The following is a 24,889-nucleotide window of genomic DNA, read 5'->3' on the forward strand; positions in this document are numbered from 1 at the left end:
CTCGTGTCGGCACTACGGTCCTACGGCGCGGATGTCGCTTCGGTCAAAAGTGAGGTCCAGGCCCAGCGTGCCGCGGACGCTGATGGACCGGGTGGAGGCCGGGTCCCGGCCGTGGAGCCGGGACCCGGCGAGGTCAGCGGACGTCGACGTAGTCGCCCGAGGCGGTGATGGGGGCGGTGGTGGACGAACCGGCGAAGGTGTAACGCCAGTAGCCGTCCGCCGACGCCTTCGCCGTGGTCTTCAGGCTTCCGGAGCTGCTGGTGGTGACCGTCTTCACAGTCGTGTACGTGGACGTCCCCTTCTTCCGGAACTGCAGCGTCACTTTCTGGCCGGAATAGCCGTGGTAGCCACCGAGCGTCTCCCAGTCCGCGCGGGACAACTTGCCGGTGATGGTGAGGGTCTTGTCCTTGGCCACCGGCTCGGGAGCCGCGTTGACCGTCAGGGTCGCGTCACGCACGACGGGCACCGACTTGGCGGCGTGCAGGTCGACGTGGCTTGTACCGTCCGCGGACTCGGCCCAGGCGGCCAACTTCCAGGTGCCGGCCAGGGAGTTGCGCCCGAGCGCCCAGCGCGGCTGGATGTAGGCGAAGTGCGCCTCGCAGGTGGAGGTGGTCGCGCTGGCCTTGGTGCAGGCCGCCGGCCAGGTGCCGTAGAGAATGGCGTCGGGGGTGTCGTACGAACCCTTGTAGAGGTACATGTCTCCGCCCCTGATCCCCGACGGGTCGGTGGCGGTGAACTTCGCCCCGAACTCCTGCAGTGGGGCGTCGGTGAGCTCGACCCGCTTGCCCCCGTTGACCACTACGTTCGAGATGCGGGTCGCCCCCGCCGTCTCATCGCCCTGTGCTGCCGGGCCCGCGAACGCCCGCGTGATGGTGCGGCGGAGGCTGCCGCCCCGGTCGTCGGCGGCGGTGACGCGCAGCGAGACGAAGGAGGCGGTGGCGGGAAGGTCGAGCGTCGCCGAGCCGTCCGACGCGACGGCCAGGTCCGTCCAGGTGGCTCCGTCGTCGGTGGAGTAGGCGAGCCCGGTGATCCGGGTGTTCGCCTCCGCCGCGTCCGTGGCGCGGGTGGTGGCACTCGCCTGGATCTGGACCGGACCGGCAGCCGCGCGGCCATACCCGTCGAGGCCCGGGACGCTCAACCGGGCGTCAATCAGCGGGAGTTCCCGGCCCTCGGCGTAGGCCGAGCGGAAGGTCCACTCGTTGTGGACGTCCGTGGACAGCCGGGAGTACGGGACACGGCGGTGGACGGTCTGGTCCAGAATGTATGTCCTCTGCAGCGACGGCAGGGCCGACGACGTCAGCGAGTGATACCCGTCGAGGCCGGTGGCCTGTGCGTAGGTGACACCCTCGGAGGAGGCGAGCTTGTACGAGTACGTCGCACGGCCGTCGATCGCCGCGTGGCCGACCGCGTCGCTGAAAGCGTTGGACTCGGACAACACGATCTTCCCGAAGTTCCGCTGCGAGCCACCCCACTCCCTGCGAACCGGCTGAAGCGGGGCCGCGCCCAGACTCTCGCCTGCGCCGGTCCCGGCTGCCAGCATCCGGTCCGGGAGGTTCAGACTCAGCTCACCGGTGCCGTAGGACAGCAGTCGGCTGTAGGTGACGCCCGGGGTGGCGTACTCGGTGACCGAACCACCGACGGGTACCGCGCTGCCGATGTAGACGCCCGTCCACTCGCCGAAGGACGGGGCGCTCTGCAGGAAGGCCGTCGTCCGGGTGCCCGGGGCGCCCACCTTCGTGACGGTCTTCGCCAGGGCCGAGGCGCGGACCGTCGCGATGGGCGAGGCGGGCACGGTGGTGGTGAAGCTGTGTGTGAGGTCGTAGCGGTGAGGGCTCGGCACGCTCGCCGAGGCGCCCTTCTTGCCGAGCACCTCGTGCAGGCGCAGCGAGACGCCACCCACCGAGAACGGAGTGACATACACCTTGTCGGCTCCCGATCCGGCGAAGCCCGCCAGGTCGCCGCCCGGGACGCTGATCCACACGGCGGCCGCATCCCGGGTGGCGGTGGTGTCGTCGGTTCGGATCGCGGCCTCCTTGGCCGCGCGCTGGTCGAAGGTGACCGTCTTGGCGGCCGAACCGACCGAGAAGGTGCGCGTGAGCAGGTAGCTCGGCTCCAGCCAGTCGTTGTGCAGCGCGACCGAGAAGTAGTCACCCGGGGGCAGCTTCACGGTCGACGAAGCGCCGGCGGTGTCGCTGTCGACGGCGTACGACGTCCAGGTCTTGCGGTCCCAGACGTAGAACGACTTGGACCGGACGTCGGCGTTCGTGATGCTCAGCTTGACCGCGTAGGTCGCCGCGGCGGCGTACGTCGTCGTGGGGGCGTACGTCGTCGTGGGGGTGCTCTGGGCGGCCTTGGTCCGCGCGGTCAGCGGGAGCTTCGCGGTCGTGCGGTCGGCCGCGGACTTGCCTGTCGGCCGCACGGACACCACGCCGTCCACCGAGGCGACGGAGTAGCGCAGCGCGGGAGCGGCGCCTTCCGGATCCGCTGTCACCCGGATGTCACGCCCGTCGACGAGTTCGACGCGCCCGTCATCTCCCAGCTCGACGCTCCGCCCGGTGCGGGGTGCCACGTCATCCGTCGACGACACCATGCCCACCGTCGCCGGACCGCTGTCCGACGCCGTCGCCGCGGGCGCGAGCAGCAGCGAGGCAGTCGACACTGCTCCGCACAGTCCCGCCGCAGCACGTCTTCGAACCCACCCGACACGAAAAACGGACATCAATGGCCCCCCTGAATGTTTCCCCTGAGAACCGCCCCCGGCACATCCGCCACAGGCGGCGATCAGTTCACTCTAAGGGTCGGCAGTGACAGCGCCGACTTGATCGTCATGTACGCCTAGGAATCGCCGACCTGCGGCACTCCTGACCTCCTGGGCCACCACGGTGAACAGCGGGGAGCCGATCGACCCTCCGCCAGGCGTCTGCGAGCCTCCGTCGCAGGTAGGGCCCTGAGCGAGCCCTAGATGCCCTTAGCTTCCCAAGCTGAGCGCGCCCGTCGCCTGGCCGCCAACCTCGAAGGGTTAGAGCAGGTCCCGCCAGAAGGAGACCGTTGCTCGCGGGTTCCAGCTCCCGTCAATCTCGCCTCGCCCCTCGTCGAACTCCTGGTGAATGTAGTCGGCCAAGTCCAGGCCGTAATAGATGATGTCGGTCTGCCACATCGAGAGCACCGGATGCCCGAAGCTGCCACGGCCAGCGGGCAGGTATCGATGGGCATACACCGGCACCAGCACCGGCGCCTCCGCCAGATGACGCCCCGCCGTATCCAGTGCCGCCGTCCCATCAGCGGGACGCTCACCCCAGCCCTCGTACCAGAACCCGTTGTGCTCAACGTCGAGCAGAACGCCCTCGACCGGCCAGTCGAGCTGCCGACGCAAGCTGTCCAAGTCGCCACCGCGCCACTCCGGCCAGGGCCTCGACCAGGTCTGCCCGTCCTCAGGAGGGACATTGACCGGGAGCCCGGCCGCGAGGAACGCTCGATGGTCGTCCGCGAACTCGAAGCCATACTCGCGCTCGATGCGCATGAACTCGGCGTCCGTCAGCCCCGACTCGAACTCGTAGAGACCTGTCTGTGCCAGACGACGTGCGGCCTCCACACCCAGGCCTACGCCCTCACTGCTGATCACCTCAGCACGCTAGCGCCGATCACAGCCCACCGTCACCCGAGTTGTGCGCGGACTCCGTCTCAGGTTCCCTCTCATTCATCCCCGTTCACGGTCGTTCAGGCGAGACCCGCAACCGTCTCTGCACTGGCAGCCCTCCGCCCATGAGCCCAGGTGAACGCCCCCGCACACCCCAAAACCCGACCACCACAGTTGTAAAGCGTGCACCTGTCATCGGCCCGGGCCGGAGGTGGTGCGCGGTCGGCGCTGGCAGGTCACTGCTTGGCCATCGACGAAGCCCAGCCGTCGGTTAGGTCCCGGACGAGTCTCCGGGCCGCCCCCAGACAGGCCAGGGATGCAACCATTCCCTTCAGAGCTGGAACCCTCGGAAGCCGACCACGCGCCAGAGACCATAGCTGCCGGCACTGACAACCGACGCGACGGTGATCGACCGTCAGCTGTGGTCAGTTGGCCCCGCACCACAACCGCACCAGATCGAGCAGGGAACCACGGGGAATCACGGTAAAAGCAGCCGAGCCCGACAGGACTCGATCCAGACCGTTCACCCAGATCAGCGCACGAACTCGCGGCAAATGACCGCGGTCGTGTCCCTTGCCGTGGTGTAAGGGATCAACTGGCGGGCGCGTTCGGTGTGTTGGGTAGCGCCGGGGCGCTCTCGGGGAGCTCGCGGTAGATCTCGCCCATGCTGCCTTCGGGGAGGTAGCGGCGGGGGAAGGCGATCCATTCGTCGTGCATCTCGAAGAGCACGGCAGTGACCAGCCGGACCAGCGCGTCGTCGTTGGGAAAGACCTGGACGACATCGATCCTGCGCTTGATCTCCCGGTTCACCCGCTCCAACGGGTTCGTCGACTGGATCTTCTTCCAGTGCCGCGGCGGGAAGTCCGCGAACGCGGTCAGGTCCTCCTTCGCCTCCAACAGCATGGCCTTGACCTTGGGGAACTGGGTGCCGAGCATGTCCGCGACGGTGTTCAGCTGAGTGCGCACGAGGCCGGCGGTGGGCTGGGTGAAGATCGTGCGGATCGTCGCAGCGACCATCTCGCCGGAGTCCCGGTCGATCACGCCGAAGGCATTTCGCAGGAAATGGACCCTGCACCGCTGCCAGGCGGCGCCGAGCATGACCTTGCGCACCGCGGCGACCAGGCCCGAGTGCTGGTCGGTGACGACCAGACGGACCCCGGAGAGCCCGCGTTCACGCAGGGAACGCAGGAACTCCTTCCAGAACATCTCGCTCTCGCTGTCGCCGACCATCAGTCCGAGGACCTCGCGGTTGCCGTCCTCGGTGATGCCGGTGGCGACCACGACGGCCCGGGAGACGATCTGGTGGTTCACCCGCGCCTTGCAATAAGTGGCGTCCAAGTAGACGTAGGGGAAGCGGACATGATCCAGCGGGCGGGTGCGGAACGCGGTCAGGGGCTCGTCCAGCGCCTGGCAGATCCGCGAGACCTCGGACTTGGAGATGCCGCTGTCCCCGCCGAGAGCTTTGACCAGGTCATCGACGCTGCGAGTGGAGACGCCGTGCACGTATGCCTCCATGATGACGGCGTAGAGGGCCTGGTCGATGCGGCGCCGCCGCTCCAGCAGTGACGGGAAGAAGCTGCCGGTGCGAACCTTGGGGATCTCCAGATCCAGATCGCCGGCCAGCGTGGTCAGCACCCGCTCGCGGTGCCCGTTGCGGACATTGGTCCGCGTCGGCGTGTGCTCGTTCCACTCCGCGCCGATCTGGGCACTCGCCTCGGCCTCGATCAGCTCCTGCACCATCCGCTCGGCGATGGCGCGGATGAGCTCGATTCCGTCGGTCGAACGTAGTGACTCAAGCAGCCGTATCAGCTCAGACTGGGACAGGGCCATCGTGCACTCCTCGTGGTTGAACTGGCCGTTCACCAAGGAGAGTTACGCGATGGCCCGCCCCCTGTTCAGGGAGCGGTACTCACCCGTGGAAGTGCGCCCCGGGCAAACGCCCGCGCACTCCCAGCCGCTGATCCCGTACACCACAACGAGGGACACCATCATGACCGCAGCTTCCCAAGCTGAGAGTGCGAGTTCGATTCTCGTCACCCGCTCCAGAATTTGCCCCCAGGTCAGCGGCCTGGGGGCTGTTTGTTGTCTAGACCAATTCGAGGGCGGCGCGCCCTCGTGTGCCCTAAGTGCAGGTGGGAGGCGCCGCCGGAGTCTCCTCGGGGCTCGATTTTCGAGGCGGAGAGGCAACTCGTCTCAAATCGCGAGACGCTTTTCTAGTGGCCCGCGTCACGGAGCGTTCGCCTGCGTCCGAAGTCGTTTACGCAAAGGGACAGTTGCGCCCACCTGGTTCCCGTCAGCCGACGGCGACTGTGCGCCGGTGGATCGGGCCCGTGCCCCCGCCGAGCGGCAGTCCCGTTCCCTCACGTCATCTTGACGACGACCTTGCCGGCCTTCGCACGCCCTGCTTCGACGTACTCCAGCGCTTCTCGTGCCGACTCGAACGGGAACACCGTGTCGACGACGGGTCGGATCCTGCCGGCCTCGATGAGATGGGTGAGCTCGCGCAGTTGGTCCCCGCTGGCCTTCATGAACAGAAACGAGTACGTCACGTCGCGGCGCCGGGCGCTTCGCCGGATCCGGAAACTCAGCGCGGACATCACCAGCCGGACGATCGGATTCGCTCCCAGCTCCCTGGCGAAAGCGGCGTCGGGAGGGCCCGCGACACTGATGACCTTCCCGCCGGGCTTGAGTACGTCCAGGGACTTCTTCAGCGTCTCGCCGCCGAGCGAGTCGAGGACGACGTCATAGTCGTGCAGCACCGTCTCGAACGCCTGCTTCTTGTAGTCGACGACGACGTCCGCGCCCAGACGCTTCACCAGATCGACGTTGGCCGTGCTCGTGGTGGTCGCCACGTACGCACCCAGCTCCTTTGCCAGCTGGATGGCAACGGTGCCCAGGCCGCCGGAACCCGCATGGATGAGGACCTTCTGGCCCGGCTGAATGTGCGCCCGCTCGACCAGTACCTGCCACGAGGTCAGGGCGACCAGGGGAAGGGACGCCGCCTCCTCCATGGTCAGCGTGGCCGGCTTGATCGCCACGTCGTCCTGGTGCACCGCGATGAGTTCGGCGAACGTGCCGATCCGGTCCTTGTCGGGCCGCGCGAAGACCTCGTCGCCCACCGCGAACCGCGTAACGGCCGCACCCACTTCGACCACCACCCCGGCCAGGTCGTTGCCCAGGACGAACGGGACCTTGTACGGCAGGATCGCCTTCATCTCCCCGTCCCGGATCATGCGGTCGAGCGGGTTGATGCTCGCGGCGTGGATCCGGACCAGCACGTCCTCCGCGCCCACCTCCGGGTCCGGCACATCGCCGACACGCACGCCGGCCTTGTCGCCGTAGCGCTCTACCGTGAAGGCCCTCATCGTCGGCTCCTCATCTCGCCCGCAAGCGGACGGGGGTGCTGTTCATTCCGAACTTCGGTGGATTGTTGGTAGTACGCGCTCTTTGGTGCGACAGGTCTCAGCGGGGGCTTTGGATCCAGACCATTGGTGAAGGGTCGAGCCCCTGGGGGACGATCACGCATGGGGCGCGCCGGGCGTGGCGCCCGACGCTTACCTCCGTCGGCAGAGCCTTCCGGCGACACCCCGTCAATTAAATTATGCTCGTAATCCTAAGCGGCCGACCGGTGGACCACAAGTGGACCCACTCCCCGCAAGGGCGCCGCACCCGCGACGGACGCGAGACCTATCGGCGAGGCCCGGGCGTAAGCGGGCACCCCGGGTGCGAGCCAGCGCGTCCCACGGGTACGCCGATCCGAGGTCCCGGCATGCTCACGCCAGGCGCCTAGCGGTGCGAGGGCGTTGCGGATGCCCTACTCAAGGAGGCCATCAGAAAGATGCCCGCCGACTTGCAGGCGCATAGAAGTACGGTCATACTTTAATTATCGACGCGATGCTGCGGGGCTGGACCACTCAGGGTTCCGACATCCACCGTCTTTGACCGTCGACTCCGCAGACTGCAGCCGCAGTCGGGAGACGCGGGTGACTGTTCTACGCGCCCTTCCGTGAGAGAGGGGTTTGCACGCGCTCGCAGGAACCCCCACGCCGAAGGGCACGACCGTGAATGACTCACAAGAAGTACGAGGCGACGTGGTGACGTCGTACAAGAACGCACCGACCCGCACCCTCACCGCCGGCGGAGTGACCTTCGCCTACCGCGAGCTCGGTCCCCAGTCCGGCGTCCCGGTGGTCTTTCTCACCCACCTCGCCGCGGTCCTCGACAACTGGGACCCCCGGGTCGTCGACGGCATCGCCGCCCAGCGCAGGGTCATCGCGTTCGACAACAGGGGCGTCGGCGCTTCCTCCGGTTCGACGCCGCGCACCATCGAGGCGATGGCGAAGGATGCCGTCACGTTCATCCGGGCGCTCGGGCTCGAGTACGTCGATCTCCACGGCTTCTCGATGGGCGGCATGATCGCTCAGGTGATCGTGCAGACCGACCCGGACCTCGTCCGCAAGCTGATCCTCACGGGTACCGGTCCCGCGGGCGGCGAGGGCATCAAGAACGTGACCCGGTTGTCCCATCTCGACACCGTCCGAGGACTGCTCACCCTTCAGGACCCGAAGCAGTTCCTCTTCTTCACCCGCACTGCCAACGGGCGTCGCGCCGGGAAGGAGTTCCTGGCCCGCCTGAAGGAGCGCACCCACGACCGGGACAAGGCGATCTCCCTCACGTCGTACGGCGCCCAGCTCAAGGCCATTCACCGCTGGGGGCTGGAGCAGCCCCAGGATCTCTCCGTCATCCACCAACCCGTGCTCGTCGTAAACGGCGAGAGCGACAGGATGGTTCCGTCGAAGAACTCGGCCGACCTGGCGCGGCGACTGCCGAACGGCGAGTTGGTGATCTACCCAGACGCCGGCCACGGCGGCATCTTCCAGTTCCACCGGGAGTTCGTGGAGACGGCTCTCGCGTTCCTCGAACGGCAGTAGGCGCGAAGCATGGTCGGCCGTTGAGCCGAGGACGCCGCCTCAGAGCCGTGACGCACTTTGGGCGAGCGGCTCGAACCACCTCATCGGAGTTGCTGACCTGAGTCCTTTGGCCTGGCCGCGCTCGCGGCGGTGCGCGACGACCAGGCCGGTGTCCGGGTAGCCGCCACCCGTGATGATCGTGGTTCTGCTGGCGGTGTCCTTCGCATCGGACGACCCCCACTCCCTGGAGTCGCTGCCGTCGGCCATGTCTGCCTCCCCGCCGGTCGGCGCGAGGCGAGCTGGGAGAAGACTTCCGGTGACTCTTGGGCGGCCGTGGGCCGTCCCCCTCAGCGCATGAAGGCGAGGGCGTTCTCGATTCCCTGCTCAAGGACCTCATCGGCGAACTCGCGGTCAGAGAGGGCGCGGGACAGTTGCAACGTCCCTACCACCATGGTGAAGAGCCCGATGGCCTTGCCGCGAGCCGACCGCGGATCCTCGGGTGTCAGGCGGGCGGCGATCTCCTCCACGATGTTCCGCGCGCCGTCGGTGTAGGCCTGCTTGGTCTCGTCCCCGCAGCGGCCGATCTCGTCGAGCAGGGCGGCGGAGGGGCATCCGAGGCCGGGGTGGTCCCGGTGCTCGGGCGACAGGTATTCGCGAACGAAGTCCTCAAGTCCCGGGCGGCCGGGCCGCAGAGTGCTGTACCTCGCGGCCTGTGTGCGCAGTTCCTCGGCCACGACTTGGGCGACGAGGTCATCCTTGGACGCGAAGTGGGCGTAGAAGGCCCCGTTGGTGAGCCCGGCGTCCGACATCAGCGTGGAGATGCCCGAACCGTCGATGCCGTCCTGCTTGAACCGATGGCCGGCCGTCTCGATGATCCGTTGCCGCGTCACCTGCTTGTGCTCCTTGGCATAGCGCGCCACAGGGTTCCTCCATTCGCTCCGCGGGGCCATTGCGACGCACTCCATCCTAATCGATGGCCTGACGAACATAATATTACAGTCGGCAGATCATTAGCAGCTGCCCTGCCGCCGAGGCGCGAAGCTCCGGACCGCCGAGAGGGCACCGAAGTAGTGGGGGTTCATCTCCAGGCGGGCGTCGTCCGGTTCGGCTGCGAACAGGTCGGCCATGGGGCGACCCCGCGTTGTTGATCAGGGAGGGGAAGACCGCGGTAGCTCCGGTGCGGTCAGCTCAGGCGGACTCAACCAAGGTGTTCGGCCACAACTTGCTGAGGGCGTGCAGGAGTTCGTCGCCGCCGTGGCCGATGTGCAGGCAGGCGAGGTCGAGCGGGGTGGGGGCTCGCGCGAGTGCCGGATGCAGCTCGTGGGTGTCGCTCTCCGCGATGTCGTTGAACGGGTTTCCGGGAGGGACCCGAAGCCGGTACGGCCGGCGCCGATCTCGTCTGCCGGAGCGGTGGCGACCTCGACGGCGAAGCGGATGCGGTTGTCGAGGGACCCGCCGAACCCTGTTCGACCCGGTCGGCCCCGTGACCGATACGCGGATGGCGTCTCAGCCGTGCTGCTCGGCATCCAGTAGTGCGAGGGCGTTGTGGATGCCCTGTTCGAGGAGCTGGTCGGCGAGTTGCCGGTCGGTCAGGGCACGGGAGAGCTGAAGCGTCCCGGCCATCATGCCGAGGAGGCCGAGTGCCTTCAGACGTGCCGACGACGGATCGTGGGGTGCCAGGCGGGCGGCGAAGCCGTCGATGAGGACCAGAGCGCCGTCGGTGTACGCCTGCCTGGTGGGATCCGTGGAGCGTCCGATCTCGTCAAGCAGGGCGGCGTTGGGGCAGCCGTCCTCGACGTTGTCGCGCTGCTCGGTGGAGAAGTACCAGCGAATCAACTGTTCGAGTCCGGCCCGGCCGGGCGCCGCCTGCGCGACGATGCTCTCGTGCTGTGCGCGCATCTGGTCGGCGACCGCGGTGGCGACGAGTTCGTCCTTGGACGCGAAGTAGGCGTAGAAGGTGCCGTTGGTCAGCCCCGCGTCCTTCATGAGCGTGGCGACTCCGGAGCCGTCGATGCCGTCCCGCTTGAGCCGGCGACCGGCCCTCTCGACGATCCGCTGCCTTGTCTCCTGCTTGTGTTCTTTCGTGTACCGCACGAGGCGTTCCTCCATCGCAGCCGGGGCTTGCGCTCCGGATACCGCCCTGGTCGAGTCAGTGTGCCGCGTGGGCAAGGAGAGCAGCGAAGTTGATCCTCGCGGTCTGCAGTTTCGGGTCGTGGGGCTCGGGGACGCCGCCGTCGGTGACGTACAGCCGGTCGCCACGAACCGCGGTCGCGGAAGGCGAGGCGAGACCGTCCGCGCTGGTCAGAACGGCCTTGTAGGTGCCGTTCGGGTAGATCACCACGACCCTGTCCGGGCCGTTCTGCGAGGAGGAGCCGTTCTGCGCCGCGAACACCACGTCGGAGCGGGGGGTCAGGAAGCTGAGGTCGTCGATGTTGGGCAGGCCGCCCGTGACGAGGTGGATGGGGCCGGCCGTGCCGGCGGGGGTGACCGGTACCCGCAGCAGTGTCCCCTTGTTGAAGTTGCTGACCCACAGGGCGCCGTTGTGGAACCTGAGCCCGTTGGCGCCGATCGGCAGGGCTTCGGTCGGTACCGGCGCGAGAGCGGCGTCGGCCAGCCAGGGGGTCGCCGGTCCGCCCGCGGCCGGGACGGACCAGATGATGCCCTTGAGGCTGTCGGCGATGTAGAGGGTGCGTCCTGTCGGGTCGTTGGCCAGCCCGTTGGGGCCCGCGTCGGCGGGCAGGGCGGCGATGCGCTGAGGGGTACCGTCCGCAAGCAGCTTGTACACGCCGTTCCTGGCCGCGTTGCCCGGGGCCCACAGGCTGTAGTAGACGGTGCCGTCACTGCCACGGGTGTTGCCGCTGATCGCCTCACCCACCTGCCCGGTGGCGAGCACCGTGCGCTGTCCGGACGCGGAGATACGCATCAACTCCGGCCCGTGCGTGCGCTCGCACACCGCGCAGCTGCCGAGCAGGGACAGAGTCACCGAGCCGTCGGGGTTGACGGTGATGTTCTCGGGGATCTCGCCGGCGGCGAAGTCGAACTTCGCCGCGGTGCGTACGTCGGTGACAACGGATCCGCGGTGCGAGTGTCCCGTCCACGCTGCCGCGGACGGCGCCGACACCAGGACGGCCGCCATCGCGGTGACCGCCGGCGCGATGCCGACGTTCCTCTTCAGGAAACGCCGTGCGCCCGATGCACTGCGCCGGGCCGTTTGCTGCCGTTGCTGCTGCATGACTCTCCTCGGCAAATCAACGAGTGACTGATCAATGGACTTTCGGAGACACCAGTGATGTCGGGTACGCCGGAGACATCCAGGCGGAATCGGCGCCCCTGAAGCCGGACCTGGATGTCAGGCGGGCATCCGGTTGAATTTGCGGATGCCTTTGTCGAAGGTGGTGGTGGGGGCGAAACGGCGCAGTGCCCTCATGCGCGCGGCGAGGGGGCCCGCGGTGTAGCGCAGCCTCGGCTTCTTGTCGGTGGCCGCGGTGACGATCACCTTGGCGACGACCGCGGGATCGTCGCCGGCCTTCATCGCATCCGCGATCACCTCGTCGAAGATGCGCCGTCGCTCCGCGTACAGAGGCAGCGGGGTGTCGGGCTGTGCGGCGTTGGTGTCGAAGCTGGTCTTGGTATAGGCGGGTTCGACGAGGAGGACGCGGATACCGTGTTCGCGGACTTCGTGGTCCAAGGACTCGGAGTAGCCCTCGACGGCGTGTTTCGCGGCGACGTAGAGCGCCATGTAGGGCTGGGGGATCAGGCCCAGGACGGACGAGATGTTGATGACGCGTCCGCCACCCCGGGCGCGCATGTGCGGCAGGACGGCCTTCGTCATACGGATGACACCGAGGACGTTGACGTTCAGGACGTTCTGGGCCTGTGCGACGGAATTCTCCTCGACCGCGCCCGCCGAGCCGATGCCCGCGTTGTTGACCAGGACGTCGATGCGTCCGAACCGGTCGATCACCTTTCCGACCGCGGCGGTGGCCGAGTCGTCGTTGGCCACGTCGAGATCGAGGTATGTCACCCCGGCGGGCGGGGTGAGTCCGGAGGTCTTGCGGCCGGTTCCGATCACCTCGAAACCTGCCGCGACGAAGGCGCGGGCCGTCTCCTTGCCGATCCCCGATGAGGCACCTGTCACGAGCGCCACCGGCCGAGTTGTCGCCATCACGGACTCCCTTGGATTGTCTTACGTTCGTATGCCTTACGTTCGTACGACCATACGGTGGTCGTGGGTCGATGGCAAGTAGTTACGTCCGGTGCTCCAGCCAGATCCACCGAGCCGACGGGGCTCGGCGACGAGCGGTGGCTGTTTCACGGCACGGTCGTCCTGTTCACCCTTGAATCCGGACGCACCGAGGTCGCGATGCGCATCGTGGCGGCAGAAGCCCGCGTACCCCTGCACCACGCTTCGCGGCGGACAGTTGGCAGAGGACGACTGGACTCGTATGGCCCGCCGGATGCCTGACGTGTCGGCTGCTCCGCTGTACATCCAGGACGCTGACTACGGGACGATGGTCGACCTGCGCGCACAGTGTCGGCTGCTGCACAGCCGAAACGACATCAGACTGGTCGTCGTCGACGGCCTCCACATGCTCACCTACGGCACCCGCGCGTTCGCCTCCCGCTACGAAGAGGTCTCCGAGATCGCCCGCTGCCTGAAACTCCTGGCCAAGGAGCTGGACGTCCCCATCGTGGCCGTCTCTCAGCTCAATCGCGGGCCGGAGCAGCGCACCGGCAAACGCCCCATGGTCAGCGATCTACGCGACTCCGGAGCCCTGGAGGACACCGCCGACCTGGTAATCCTCCTGCACCGCGACGACGTCTACGAAAAGGAATCGCCCCGTGCCGGCGAGGCCGACCTGATCGTCGCCAAGCACCGCAACGGGCCACGTCGGATCCGGCGTGGCACTGAGACATGCAGGTCGCGCCTGGGCCTCGTTCGCGTTGAAACGCCGACGCGTGGAAGCCCGAACGGCCGCGCCGGGAACAGCCGGTCCGGCCGGCACGGTTGCATCGACCGAGGGCCCGGCGCCGTATGGGCGGAAACACGGAGACCGCAAGGTTGTCCGCCCCACCAGGCTCCGGGCCCCGGGATCGCGGTACGACCGCCGCGCACTCGGACCACGACACATTTCTGCAGGAGGACTGTTTCATGACTGACCGGCCCTTGACGCTCATGGCAGTACACGCTCACCCCGACGACGAAGCCACCGGAACCGGAGGAGTCCTGGCGCGGTACGCGGCGGAGGGCATCCGCACGGTTCTCGTGACGTGTACCGACGGCCGCTGCGGTGACGGACCGGGAGGCGTCAAGCCGGGCGAACCCGGACACGATCCGGCGGCCGTCGCCCTGATGCGTCGTCAAGAACTCGAGGCGAGCTGTGACGCCCTGAAGGTCAGCGATCTGGAGATGCTGGACTATGCCGACTCCGGGATGATGGGCTGGCCGAGCAACGACGCCCCCGGATCCTTCTGGCAGACCCCCGTGGAGGAAGGCGCGGCCCGACTCGCGGAACTCATGCGGCACTACCGACCCGATGTGGTCGTCACCTACGACGAGAACGGCTTCTACGGCCACCCCGACCACATCCAGGCCCACCGCATCACGATGGCGGCGCTGGAGATGACCGCGCTGGCACCGAAGGTGTACTGGACCACGATGCCCCGCTCGATGATGCAGCGGTTCGGCGAGATCATGCGCGAGTTTCATCCGGACATGCCTGAGCCGGATCCTGCCGAGGCCGCCGCGATGGCCGAGATCGGCCTCCCCGACGACGAGATCACCACGTGGGTGGACGCCACCGCGTTCAGCGGCCAGAAGTTCGACGCGCTGGCCGCGCACGCCAGCCAGGGCGACAACATCTTCTTCCTCAAGATGGGCAAGGAGAGGTTCGGCGAGTTGATGGGCATGGAGACCTTCGTACGTGTCCAGGACACCACCGGCGCGGCCGTACCCGAGAACGACCTCTTCGCCGGACTGCGCTGATCCGCCCGCCCGACGGGCCGGGAAAGCGCATCGACCGCACGGCGCGATCGAGCGGGTCACGCCCGGAGGTTTGTCCACGCGGGTTCCGCTCCGGCAGCCCCCGTCCAGACCCTCGCCGACGCATGCCCGCACTCCCGATCCGACACCGTGCTCGTCCCCAAACCACCTGGCAACCGCGCAGGTGGGAGACCTGCGGGCTGCTGACTAAGAAGGTGCGCGACAGCCCAGGTCACAAGCCCGGCGGTCTGCTCCGATCAAGACAGACCGCCAAGGAAGTGACACGAAGCCGAGGCTCCGATGTCCGACACGCCGTGTCACCGGGCGCGGCGATGTAGCCGTCCAGGGTCAGGTTCATGCCGTAGATCAGTTTCCGCATCGCGCCGGCCTTCCGTGAGTCGGTCTCACGCGCACAGACCGGCGCGGCGCGGGAAACTCAACGGTGGGCGACGATGCGGGCACTTGGCCGCCGGGGATCTCGGGTCAGAGCGGGAGGTCGTCGGGCAGTACCCGGAACGCCTTGTGCCGGCCCAACGGGCGGACGGCCCGGAAGTCGCGTCGGTCGAGGGTGAGGATGGCGTCGGTGTCGTAGTCGGCGGCTAGCGCCACGTTCACCGCGTCGGCGAGGTCCAGGTCGAGCGCGCCGTAGCGGACTCGGACGGACTGCGCGGCGCCCAAGTGGTCTTCCGTGATCTCGGGCATGACAACCCTGCCCCGGCTCATCCAGCGCCGCAGGTCGTCGACCGCGCTGACGGCGGCTGCGCGTCCCAACTCGCGCGTGGCCACGTGATCGAGTTCCGCCAACAGGAGCGGGGACATGATCAGGAGACCGGCCGCCATGATCGCCTCGTTCGCAGCCCCATACTCCGGGTGCGTCGAGTCAAGGGCGGCAAGGAGACCGGTCGTGTCGGCGACAACGACGATCACGCGGCGGTTCCGGATCCCGAGTCGGTCTCGCGTCGGACGGCGTCGGCAACCGCGTCACGGACCTCAGCCTTGGACGGCGTACGCCCCGACCCCTCGAAGGTGCGGGAGAACAGCGGCTCGTCCCAGACACGGTTCGCCATGGCCGCGAGATGGATCCCCTGTCGAATGATCTCGGCCTCACTTATCCCCCGGCGCTTGGCAGCCTCCTTGATGATCGCCAGGTCCTCGGGGTCGGCGTAGACGTTGGTGCGCTTCATGGACATGTACCAAGAGTAGCCCATGTACCAGATTGGCGTATGCGCCGTCCTGTGAAGCGAGCTGGGCACCTTCCTGGGTGGTCACCCGCTCCGTCATGGACCGACGACCGCGGTGATGTGCCCTTTCCTCCTTTCCGCGCGGAGCACTGCGCGGGCCGCCCCGAGGATCTCCTCGTCCATTTCCAGCCCTGAGGCCAGGACCTGGAGCAGCCGGGTCCGCCACACATCGGGGTCCGTCTCGTATGCGTACAGGACCCGTACGCCGTATCCGCCCCGCACGCCGTCGCCGACACCGGACAACCGTCGGCGGACCGCCTCCCTCAGCGCGGCGTGGAGGTCGTGGACGACTCCTCGTGAGGTGTCGGTGAGTCCGGCCGCCGCCCCCGTGGCCAATGCGGTGGCCACCAACTCCAGTTCGGTCACGCGGACCCCTTCGGTTGTGCGGATTGTGCGATGTCGTGTCCATCACCTTGGCTGGGGGTGCTGCAATTCCGATGAAATTCCGATGACGTGGATGACGTAGGGGACCGGAGGCTTCGGGGTGGACGACGGATCTCCTCAGCTGCTGCGATTAGAAGTGCTCGGACCGTTGCGGGTATGGCGGAGCGGTACGCCGCTGGAGCTGGGGCCGGTCAAGCGGCAGGCCGTGCTGGCCGCTCTGCTGCTGCGCCAAGGGGCCGTAGTGAGTCATGAGCGGCTGCTCGACGCGGTGTGGGGCGAGGAGCCTCCCGCAGGCGGCCACAAGGTGCTGCCCACTCACGTCAACTCGCTGCGCAGGGTGCTCGATCCGGGAGGCACCCCGCCCGCGGAGTCGGTGATCCGCAGCGGCAAGGGCTGGTACCGCTTCGTCGTTGAGGAAGTCAGGCTCGATACGGCGGATCTGGATGAACGGGGCGACGAGGCGCTGCGCACCGTCGCGTCGGGCGACCTGGCCACCGCCGCGGACCAACTCTCCGTAGCCATCGGGCTGTTCCGGGGCGAGCCCCTGGCCGGGCTGCCGGGACCATTCGCGCAGGAGGAGCGGCAGCGGTTGGAGGAACGCCGACGGACGTTCCGGCTGGAGCGGCTCAAGTGCCTGGTCCTGCTGGGCCGGTTCGGCGATGCCCTCGACGACCTGAGCGGGCTGTCCGCGTCCGACCGTGACGACGAGTCGCTGACGGCCTTGCGTATACGGGCCCTGTACGGCCGCGGACGTCAGGCGGAAGCGCTCAAAACCTACGAGGAACTGCGCATACGACTGCGTGACGAGCTCGGAACCGATCCCGGTGAGGAACTGCGCCGGGTGCACGAAGCGGTACTGCACCACGACGACGCCTTCCTCCTGCGTCCGCCCTCGTCGGCGCTCCCCACACCGCGGGAGAGCGCCGTGCCCGCCGAACTCCCGCACGACACCCCGGGTTTCGCCGGCCGCAGCGGCGAACTCGACCGCCTCCATTCGCTGCTGGAGCCCGCGCGGGCGCCGGGGACGGCGAACACCGTGGTCATCTCCGCCATCGGCGGCGCCGCCGGCATCGGCAAGACCGCGCTGGCCGTGCACTGGGCACACCAGGTCCGCGAGCGCTTCCCGGACGGCCAGCTCTACGTCAACCTGCACGGCTTCGACCACGACCGGCAGCCCCTCGAACCCGGCGAAGCTCTTGAACTGCTGCTGCGCAGCCTGGGGCTCGCGGCGTCGGAGATCCCCCCGCACCCCGAGGCCCAGGGCCGCGTGTTCCGGACCCTGCTGGGCGACCGGCGCCTGCTCGTCCTGCTGGACAACGCGGCCTCCGCCGATCAGGTACGACCGCTGCTGCCCGGCAGCCCGACCTGCTGCGTCCTCGTCACCAGCCGGAACCGGCTCGGCGACCTCGTCGCCCACGACGGCGCCCACGCCCTGCCCCTGGATCTACTCCAGCCGGACGAGGCCCGCGCACTGCTGGGCCGGACCCTCGGCACGGAGCGGGTCGACGATGACAGACACGCGGTCGACGAACTGATCCGGCTCTGCGGCAGCCTCCCCCTGGCCCTGCGCGTGGCCGCCGCCAGGCTCGCGGGCGATCCGGCCCTGCGGACGGCCGACCTCGTCACCGAGATGACCGATGGCAACAGGCTGGAGGCACTGGAGCCGGACGGTGACGCCAACTCTCCTTTGCGTACGGCCTTTTCGGTGTCGTACCGGGTTCTGGCACCCGGCGCACGCCGGCTGTTCCGCCTGCTCGGCCTGTTTCCGGGAGCGGAGTTCACCACCGAGGCCGCGGCAGCCCTCCTGGACGTGCCGCTGCCGCAGGCCCGGCGTCTGATCGGTGCGCTTGTCTCGGCCCACCTGATCGAACCCGTGACGGCGGCGCGTTACCGGTTCCACGATCTCCTCCGCGAGTACGCACAGGAGTGTGCGCTGGTGGAGGAGACAGCCTCGGACCGTGAAGCCGCCCTCGAACGGCTCCTGATCTGGTACCTGAACGCCACCCGAACCACCGCGGGGACCGGGCTCTTTCCGGAGCTGCCCAGCAGCCTCCGTCCCGGCAGGCACCCGGGCCTGCCATCGGACATCGCCGCCCGACCATGGCTGGATGCGGAACGGGCGAATCTGCTCGCCGTCATCAACCAGGCCGCCCACCACGGCCCCCGCCCCGTCGCCTGGCACCTGACCTCCGCACTGTTCAGCGACTTCTGGATCCATCTGCCACGGAAGACCTGGCAGACCACCGCGCAGACAGCGCTGGACGCGGCCGAGGCCGAGAGTGATCTGTTCGGCCAGGCAGCGATGCACTCCAGCCTCGCCGCGGCACGGTGGGACCGGGGGCATGTCCGACAGACGATGGAACACGCCACACGCGCACTGGACATCAGCCGGGAGCTCGGTTGGGCGACGGGCGAGGCGTCGGGTCTCGGCCTCAGAGGCATGGCGCGCTGGAGCATGGCGCGCCTCGACAGTGCGCACGACGATTTCACCGCCGGCCTGCGCATCTTCCGCGAGACCGGGCATCGCTACTTCGAAGGATTCGGGATGATCGGCCTCGGGATGGCCTGCCGGGATCTGGGCAGGCTGCACGAGGCCGCGGACCACCTCGAACGTGCCGTCAGCCTCGCGGCAGAGGTCAGCTGGTGGGACTCCTACTCGGCCGTGCAGATCCTGGGCGGGGTGTACTGGGAACTCGGCCGTCTCACCGACGGACTCGACCTCCTCGGCCCGGAGGTGGCCTCCGACAAGAGGGCCGGTTACCGCAACGGCCACGCGATGATGTTCAACGCCATCGCGAAAATCAATGTCGAACTCGGCCGCCACGGCGAAGGACTGGAACAGGCCGAGCGAGCCTTCGCCCTGGTCCAGGACACGAAACGACACTGGGTTCAGTCCAGCATCCTCAACACGATCGCCGCCGCCCGCCGAAGGCTGTCGCAGCTGGACCGGGCTCTTCAGGCCGGCGAGCAGGCCCTCGCCCTGGCTCGCGAGGCACGATTCAGACGAGCCGAGGCGGACAGCCTGGTGTGCCTCTCCCTCACCCACAAGGAAACGGGCCGGTACAACGAGGCCCGCGCCCACGCCGGACAGGCCCTGGCCCTGGCCCGCGACCACTCGTTCCGCGTGGTGGAGGGCCAGGCCCTGACAGCCCTGTGCGAGACGGCGGAGGCCGAGGAAGCACACGGCACAGCCGTCGAGCTCGGCCAGGAGGCCCTCGCCGTACACCGCGAGACCGGCCACCGACTCGGCGAGGCCCGCACCCTCATGGCACTCGCCCGCGCCCACCGGAAGCCCGACGGCGCCGCCGAACTGATGAGGCGACAGGCGCGGGCCATCTTCTCGGACATCGGCGTACCCAAGACGGAGTACGAGGATCTCGACCGGTGACGTCTCCTCCGTGTTCGGTTCCTCCCTCTCAGCTCAGTTGCTCGGCCAGGCCGACGATGATGCCGTCCGGGCCGCGGAGGTAGCAGAGCAGATAGCTGTCCTCGAACCGGGCGATCTCGCCGACGAGTTCGGCGCCGTGAGGGCGCAGGCGGGCAACGGTGTCCTCGATGTCGTCGACGGCGAACATGACGCGGTGCGTGCCCAGAATGTTGTGCGGCCGGTTTCGTGGCTCGGCGCTGATCGCCGCGGGGCTGCGGTACTTCGCCAGCTCGAGCCGGCTGTGACCGTCCGGGGTCCGGACCATCGCGATGTCGCAGCGGACGCCCTCGAGGCCGGTGCACTGGTCGGCGACGAGGCCCTTGATCTCCGCCTTGCCCTCCAGCTCCATGCCGAGTTCCACGAAGAACGCGATGGCGGCATCCAAGTCCTCGACGACGATGCCGACGTTGTCCATCCGCTGAATCGCCATGCCGGTTTCTCCTTCTTCCTCGTGCGGCCGGTGGTGGCCGCTGATGTCCCTGGGACGGAGACGGTGGCACGTTTTCGACATCCGCAGAGCGCCGACCCCCGAAGAATCTGGATCGCGCCTCAGGTGAGATTCAGGCTCCGGATCCGCGGGCTACGCGGCGATGACGGCGACCCCTGTCCTGCCTCCGTCGACATCCACCACGGTTCCGTGCACGAAGGCCGCTTCGTCGCTGGCCAGCCAGACGACGGCATGCGCGATGGCGTCCGGTGTGCCGACGGCACCGGCCGGGGTGCCCTTCATCATGATCTCGCCCGGATGGGGCTCGCTGCCCACCGGGGCCGGGGGCAGGATCACGCCGGGCGAGACGGCGTTCACGCGCACGCCCATGGGGCCGAACTCCGCGGCCCACGCCCGCGTGAGCGTCTCCATGGCTCCCTTGGTGGAGCTGTAGAGCGCGCCAAGGGGAACGCCCAGGCGTGCGATCCACGAGCCGAGGTTGATGATCACCCCGCCGCCGGACTCCGTCATGCCGGGGACCACGGCGGCGGTGAGGAAGAACGGCGCCTTCACGTTCACGCCGTAGACCTCGTCGAACGTCTTCTCGTCGGTGGCGAGGGTGCCGGGGGCCGGGTAGATGCCGGCGTTGTTCACCAGGATGTCGATCCGTCCGCCCAAGGTCTCACGGGCCCGATCGGCCAGGTCCTGGGAGGCCTCAGCACTGCCGTCGAGGGTCGCCTCCAGGAAGTCGGCCCGGCCGCCGGACGCACGGATCCCTTCGACGACCTGTGCCCCTCGTTCCCGGTTGCGCCCGGACACGATCACGTGGGCGCCCTCGGCGGCGAACGCTTCGGCGATCGCCTGCCCGATGTTGCTGGTCGATCCCGTGACCAGCGCCGTCTTGTTCCGCAGTCGTAGTAGTTCAGTCATGCCGCAACTGTGCTTCGTATAAAATGGACCAGCAAGTCCACAAACTGGCTCAGGGAGGCCGTATGCCCGACGCACCCACCACCAAGGGCCGCGCCACACGAGCCCGCATCGTCGAAGGGGCGGCCGAGGTGCTGCGCGAGCAGGGCGTCGCCTTCACGACGCTCGATGACATCCGCGGCCGCACCGGCACGAGCAAGAGCCAGCTCTTCCACTACTTCCCCGACGGCAAGGACGAACTGCTGCTGGCGGTGGCCCAGTTCGAGGCGGACCGCGTCCTTACGGACCAGCAGCCGCATCTGGGGCGGCTGGACTCGTGGGAGTCCTGGCAGCGGTGGCGGGATGTTGTGGTGGAGCGTTATGAACTCCAGGGCGACCAGTGCCCGTTGGGGTCACTGTTCCTGCAGGTGGGACGGTCCCGCCCAGGTGCCAGGGCGATCGTGGCGGAGCTGATGAGCCAATGGCAGGAGCAACTCGCCCGCGGTATGCGCGCCCTTCAGGCGAACGGGCTGGTGTCGCCGGTCCTTGATGTGGACCGGACGGCCGCCGCGCTGCTGGCGGGTGTCCAGGGAGGCGTGGCCATCATGATGTCCACGGGCGACTCGACCCACCTCAGGGCGGCACTCGACACCGGCATCGAGCACCTCCGCGCGACGGCGGGTGAGCCGACGGCACGTAGGGCCTGACCGGCGGATCGTGCCGCGGACGCGGGGCTTTCGACGCCGATCTGCGGCGTTGGTTCCCTGCGACCTGATCCACCAGGCAGGCCGACATCGCTCTGCTGTGCGCGACCGAGGACCTCCGCGACCTCGAGAGCAGCGACATCGCCCAGGAGTACCCGGTGGCCCTCCTGCTCGCCCGGCCGGCGGAATCGCGCGATCGCCGGATCGCGAAAGTCCTTGATCTCGCCCGCACCGTGACGTCGTCGGTACCCCGGCCGGCCACGGTCAGGGTCGCGATCACCCCCGCCGCCGGCTGAGTGACGTCACGTGCCACAGTCCCTCTGTCATTCGCGGAACGGCAGATGACAGGCCGCACGCAGGGCATCCATCTTCTCTGCGTCGATGGTCTCGGGCGCGGCCGTGTACGTGATGATCCTGAGGTCGGTGCCGGCAGGCATCAGGGCGTCGACGTCGAGGGCGATGTCACCCACCAGTGGATGCTCGATGGTCTTGCGGTCGCCGACGTAGGGGCCGGCGGTGCCGTTGGACCAGAGACGGGCGAAGCGCGGGTCGCTTCGAAGCAGGTCCTCGACGAGTGAGGCAAGGCGTGCGTCATGGGGGTGGGCGGCCGCCGTCACACGCAGGTCGGCGACGAGGTCCTCCTCCTGCGCTTCGGTGCCCTTCCATGACCAGACGGGCCATGCCGCGACCGGGTCCCGGCCTCGGCTGTCGCTCGACTGGAACATCGCGGCGACGAGGTTGCGTTCGGCCCAGCCGTACGCGCGGGGATCGCCTACCACGGCCGTCCACATCTTGTTCCAGCCGATGATGGTCCAGTCGGCGGCGAAGACCGCGGCGGGAATGTCTCCCAGCTGGTGTACAAGCCGCTGCACACTCACGGGCATGTGTCTGGAGACGTTCCCGGCGGAGGGCGGCGCGAGGTGGGCGCAGCGGAACAGATGGTCGCGTTCGGACGGGTCGAGACGCAGTGCTCTGGCCAGGGCGGTGACCACTTGGGCCGAGGGGTTGCCGGCGCGGCCCTGTTCCAGCCGCACCACGTAGTCGACCGATATGCCTGCCAGACGGGCAAGTTCTTCGCGGCGCAGTCCAGAAATGCGCCGCTCCCCGTCGGCCTCCAGCCCGCTGTCCTGCGGTGACATGCGCTCACGCCAGCCGCGCAGGGTCATGCCGAAGTGGTTCATCGCTGCCATGCGGGTCATCGTCGTCCAGGTGCCGCGGACGACACGAAGCTTCTGTTGCCGCCCAGCGGATTCGTTACACACTCACGCCGGGTTGGGTCACGGCGCGCGGCCTCTTCGAGTATCGCGGCGAACTCCCGGACAACATAAGGGACTTGAGGCCAGACCTACGGGGTGACGTGGGTCATCGGATCGTCCAGGTCTGGTTGTCCCAGTTGTTGCATTCCCAGAGGACCACGACCGTTCCGCTCGTGCCCCCGAAAATGGTGACGCATTTCTGGGACTGATCACCCAGCAGTTCCGTTCCGGAGAAGTGGAATTGCTGACTGGCGCCGCCGCTGCACCCGGTCAGTTGGATCTCGGTCCGGTCATCGCTCGACCCTCCGGCCACGGTCATGCACTTTCCCGCCGACCGGAAGGTCCCATCCGATCCGATGAGCCACCGCTGCGCCGCGGAGCCGTCGCACGTGGCCTGGACCAGCTGGATCCCCTCGGTCCCGGCGCCGCGGCTCAGGCACTTCTCCGTGGCGGGGACCACCAGGGTTTGGCCGGCCGGGGCGTCCGATGAGTCGGATCCGCTGTTCGTGGCCGGGTTCTCGTCTCCGGGTTGCGTGTCGGGATTCTCTTGTCCGGCCTTGGGCGTCGACTCCTGCGACGGGGTGTGCGCCGTCGGCGACTTGACGCTGGAACTCGTAGAGCTCGACGGTGAGGAGGAGGCAGAAGAGGCCGTCGGCTTGTCCGCGGACCTCGAGGTCGTGGGGCCGCCGGCTGGGAGAGCGCCGGCCGACGCTTTGGCGCCGCTGGTGTTCTTCTCCGTCGTCGTGTCGACCAGCAGGGCGGCGATCGTGCTCAGTGCCGCCGTGGCGACCACTGCGGCGAGCAGGACCAGTTTCTTCTTACGGCCCGTACGGCCCGTAAGGCCCGTTCGGTCCGTTCGGCCAGAGGGCCGCCGCGCCTGCGGATCGGTCGTGTCAGGCTGCGGGCGTTCGGCTGCCGGGTCGGCGGCGGATGCCTCGCGTGTTCTGTGCCCCGGGTTCGGTTTCGGCTTCGAGTCCGGTTCCGGTTCCGGTTCCGGCTTCGGACTCGGTTCCGGCTTCGAGTCCGGTTCCGGCTTCGCACTTGATTCCGGCCTCGCACTCGATTCCGGCTTCGGCGCCGCAGCCGCAGCCGCAACGTCGGCGACCCCCGTACGGGCGGCAGCGGGCGAAGTGGTGGAGTGGCCCACTCGGCGTATTCGGCGCGGGTCGGCGCTCGCCTCTGCCCGCAAGAGGCGCTCGGCGTCCTCGGCCGACAGTCGCTCAGCCGGTTTGGCGATGAGCAGGCCCTGGATCAGCGGGGTCAGCGGCCCGGCGTCCCGGACCTCGGGGGCCGGCTCCATGGCGATGGCGTACATCGTCTCCGTCACCGTGTCCCGGAGGAACGGTGAGCGTCCGTCCACCGCCTGGAACAGCGTGGCGCCCAGCGCCCACAGGTCGGCCTCCGGGCCCGGTTTGGCGCCGACGAGACGCTCGGGGGCCATGAAGTCGACCGACCCCACCAGCTGCCCGGTGCGGGTGAGAGCCGAGGTCTCGGCGGCCTGGGCGATGCCGAAGTCGGTGAGGACCACCCGGCCGTCCGCGGCGAGCAGTACGTTCGCCGGCTTCACGTCCCGGTGCAGGATCCCGGCCCGGTGCGCCGCCCCTAACGCGGCGATCACGCCACGGCCGATCCTGGCGGCCTCTTCGGGGGGGACCGGGCCGTGTGCCTTGATCAGGTCGGCGAGGGTGGTGGAAGGCACGTACTCCATGACGATGATGGGCAGGCCCTCGTCGTCCACGACATCGTGGACGACAACGACATTGGGGTGGCTGATCCGGGCGGCGCTGCGAGCCTCGCGACGGGTGCGCTCGAAGAGGGTGTCGAGTTCGTCGCCGTCGAGGTGCGGCTGGGGATGGAGCTTTTTGACAGCGACCTCGCGGCCGAGGAGATCGTCGTGGGCGCGCCACACGGTGGCCATGCCGCCTCGGCCGATCCGGTCGAGGATGCGGTATCGGCCGGCGATCAGCCGTCCTTCGTCGGACACCGTGGGTTCCTTTCAGCTGCTTCAGGGACC

21 protein-coding genes and 3 pseudogenes are annotated in these 24,889 nt (G+C 68.4%); 6 read left to right on the plus strand and 18 right to left on the minus strand.

Annotation, left to right across the window (positions count from 1 at the left end; all coding sequences use genetic code 11):
• Window positions 1–133 precede the first annotated feature (133 nt).
• The 4 genes from OG246_RS07605 to OG246_RS07620 form a co-directional block, all read right to left on the minus strand.
• The gene (locus OG246_RS07605; RefSeq protein WP_266457714.1) at window positions 134–2,659 is read right to left on the minus strand and encodes a hypothetical protein; all 2,526 of its coding nucleotides are present in this window, start codon (window positions 2,657–2,659) and stop codon (window positions 134–136) included.
• Between the two features lie 360 nt (window positions 2,660–3,019).
• Window positions 3,020–3,622 carry a hypothetical protein gene (locus OG246_RS07610; protein ID WP_266457716.1) on the minus strand — a complete coding sequence of 201 codons (603 nt, stop codon included), beginning with the start codon at window positions 3,620–3,622 and terminating at the stop codon, window positions 3,020–3,022.
• A gap of 606 nt (window positions 3,623–4,228) precedes the next feature.
• Window positions 4,229–5,467: an IS256 family transposase gene (locus OG246_RS07615; protein WP_266457717.1), complete on the minus strand. Its 1,239-nt coding sequence runs from the start codon at window positions 5,465–5,467 to the stop codon at window positions 4,229–4,231.
• A 530-nt stretch (window positions 5,468–5,997) separates the two neighbouring features.
• Window positions 5,998–7,002, minus strand: a complete 1,005-nt coding sequence (locus tag OG246_RS07620) for an NADP-dependent oxidoreductase (protein WP_266457718.1) — start codon at window positions 7,000–7,002, stop codon at window positions 5,998–6,000.
• A gap of 696 nt (window positions 7,003–7,698) precedes the next feature.
• Between OG246_RS07620 and OG246_RS07625 the strand changes: the two genes are divergently transcribed.
• Window positions 7,699–8,568, plus strand: a complete 870-nt coding sequence (locus OG246_RS07625; protein ID WP_266457720.1) for an alpha/beta fold hydrolase — start codon at window positions 7,699–7,701, stop codon at window positions 8,566–8,568.
• A 39-nt stretch (window positions 8,569–8,607) separates the two neighbouring features.
• Here the strand turns inward: OG246_RS07625 and OG246_RS07630 are convergent, their stop codons facing one another.
• From OG246_RS07630 to OG246_RS07655, 6 genes and pseudogenes are all read right to left on the minus strand, one after another.
• Complete coding sequence (locus OG246_RS07630) at window positions 8,608–8,814, minus strand: hypothetical protein (protein WP_266457723.1); 207 nt, start codon at window positions 8,812–8,814, stop codon at window positions 8,608–8,610.
• A gap of 80 nt (window positions 8,815–8,894) precedes the next feature.
• Window positions 8,895–9,467, minus strand: coding sequence for a TetR/AcrR family transcriptional regulator (locus OG246_RS07635; protein ID WP_266457726.1), 573 nt, complete (start codon window positions 9,465–9,467; stop codon window positions 8,895–8,897).
• Window positions 9,468–9,747: 280 nt separating this feature from the next.
• Window positions 9,748–10,007 (minus strand): annotated as a pseudogene (locus tag OG246_RS07640) (alkene reductase); the annotation flags it as partial.
• Between the two features lie 46 nt (window positions 10,008–10,053).
• A complete protein-coding gene (locus tag OG246_RS07645) occupies window positions 10,054–10,656 on the minus strand; it encodes a TetR/AcrR family transcriptional regulator (RefSeq protein WP_266457729.1) in 603 nt (200 codons plus the stop codon).
• Between the two features lie 40 nt (window positions 10,657–10,696).
• On the minus strand, window positions 10,697–11,779 hold the full coding sequence (locus OG246_RS07650) for an SMP-30/gluconolactonase/LRE family protein (RefSeq protein WP_266457732.1): 1,083 nt from the start codon (window positions 11,777–11,779) through the stop codon (window positions 10,697–10,699).
• A gap of 117 nt (window positions 11,780–11,896) precedes the next feature.
• Window positions 11,897–12,712, minus strand: coding sequence for an oxidoreductase (locus OG246_RS07655; RefSeq protein WP_266457743.1), 816 nt, complete (start codon window positions 12,710–12,712; stop codon window positions 11,897–11,899).
• Between the two features lie 159 nt (window positions 12,713–12,871).
• Here OG246_RS07655 and OG246_RS07660 point away from each other — a divergent pair.
• Both OG246_RS07660 and OG246_RS07665 read left to right on the plus strand, forming a co-directional pair.
• Window positions 12,872–13,436, plus strand: a pseudogene (locus OG246_RS07660) (DnaB-like helicase C-terminal domain-containing protein); the annotation flags it as partial.
• Window positions 13,437–13,699: 263 nt separating this feature from the next.
• A complete protein-coding gene (locus OG246_RS07665; RefSeq protein WP_266457746.1) occupies window positions 13,700–14,533 on the plus strand; it encodes a PIG-L family deacetylase in 834 nt (277 codons plus the stop codon).
• A gap of 313 nt (window positions 14,534–14,846) precedes the next feature.
• Here the strand turns inward: OG246_RS07665 and OG246_RS07670 are convergent.
• The 4 genes and pseudogenes from OG246_RS07670 to OG246_RS07685 form a co-directional block, all read right to left on the minus strand.
• Window positions 14,847–14,909 (minus strand): annotated as a pseudogene (locus tag OG246_RS07670) (dihydrofolate reductase); the annotation flags it as partial.
• A 104-nt stretch (window positions 14,910–15,013) separates the two neighbouring features.
• The gene (locus OG246_RS07675; protein ID WP_266457749.1) at window positions 15,014–15,457 is read right to left on the minus strand and encodes a PIN domain-containing protein; all 444 of its coding nucleotides are present in this window, start codon (window positions 15,455–15,457) and stop codon (window positions 15,014–15,016) included.
• Window positions 15,454–15,720: a CopG family transcriptional regulator gene (locus OG246_RS07680; protein ID WP_266457752.1), complete on the minus strand. Its 267-nt coding sequence runs from the start codon at window positions 15,718–15,720 to the stop codon at window positions 15,454–15,456. The genes OG246_RS07675 and OG246_RS07680 overlap by 4 nt, the downstream gene beginning before the upstream one ends.
• Window positions 15,721–15,807: 87 nt before the next feature.
• Window positions 15,808–16,137 carry a hypothetical protein gene (locus OG246_RS07685; protein WP_266457755.1) on the minus strand — a complete coding sequence of 110 codons (330 nt, stop codon included), beginning with the start codon at window positions 16,135–16,137 and terminating at the stop codon, window positions 15,808–15,810.
• Window positions 16,138–16,303: 166 nt separating this feature from the next.
• On the opposite strand from OG246_RS07685, the gene OG246_RS07690 reads away from it, so the two are divergent.
• On the plus strand, window positions 16,304–19,543 hold the full coding sequence (locus OG246_RS07690; RefSeq protein WP_266457757.1) for a BTAD domain-containing putative transcriptional regulator: 3,240 nt from the start codon (window positions 16,304–16,306) through the stop codon (window positions 19,541–19,543).
• 28 nt (window positions 19,544–19,571) lie between these two features.
• Here OG246_RS07690 and OG246_RS07695 read toward each other — a convergent pair whose 3' ends face one another.
• On the minus strand, window positions 19,572–20,012 hold the full coding sequence (locus OG246_RS07695; protein WP_266457759.1) for a VOC family protein: 441 nt from the start codon (window positions 20,010–20,012) through the stop codon (window positions 19,572–19,574).
• A gap of 150 nt (window positions 20,013–20,162) precedes the next feature.
• Window positions 20,163–20,939 carry an SDR family NAD(P)-dependent oxidoreductase gene (locus tag OG246_RS07700; protein ID WP_266457761.1) on the minus strand — a complete coding sequence of 259 codons (777 nt, stop codon included), beginning with the start codon at window positions 20,937–20,939 and terminating at the stop codon, window positions 20,163–20,165.
• Window positions 20,940–21,001: 62 nt separating this feature from the next.
• On the opposite strand from OG246_RS07700, the gene OG246_RS07705 reads away from it, so the two are divergent.
• Window positions 21,002–21,622: a TetR/AcrR family transcriptional regulator gene (locus tag OG246_RS07705; RefSeq protein ID WP_266457764.1), complete on the plus strand. Its 621-nt coding sequence runs from the start codon at window positions 21,002–21,004 to the stop codon at window positions 21,620–21,622.
• 155 nt (window positions 21,623–21,777) lie between these two features.
• Window positions 21,778–21,915, plus strand: a complete 138-nt coding sequence (locus tag OG246_RS07710) for a hypothetical protein (RefSeq protein WP_266457767.1) — start codon at window positions 21,778–21,780, stop codon at window positions 21,913–21,915.
• A 27-nt stretch (window positions 21,916–21,942) separates the two neighbouring features.
• Here OG246_RS07710 and OG246_RS07715 read toward each other — a convergent pair whose 3' ends face one another.
• Together OG246_RS07715 and OG246_RS07720 are read right to left on the minus strand one after the other, a co-directional pair.
• Window positions 21,943–22,809, minus strand: a complete 867-nt coding sequence (locus OG246_RS07715) for a helix-turn-helix transcriptional regulator (protein ID WP_266457769.1) — start codon at window positions 22,807–22,809, stop codon at window positions 21,943–21,945.
• Window positions 22,810–22,981: 172 nt separating this feature from the next.
• Window positions 22,982–24,859, minus strand: a complete 1,878-nt coding sequence (locus OG246_RS07720) for a serine/threonine protein kinase (RefSeq protein ID WP_266457771.1) — start codon at window positions 24,857–24,859, stop codon at window positions 22,982–22,984.
• Window positions 24,860–24,889: the final 30 nt, after the last annotated feature.

Source organism: Streptomyces sp. NBC_00620, from assembly GCF_026341825.1.
Lineage (GTDB): Bacteria > Actinomycetota > Actinomycetes > Streptomycetales > Streptomycetaceae > Streptomyces.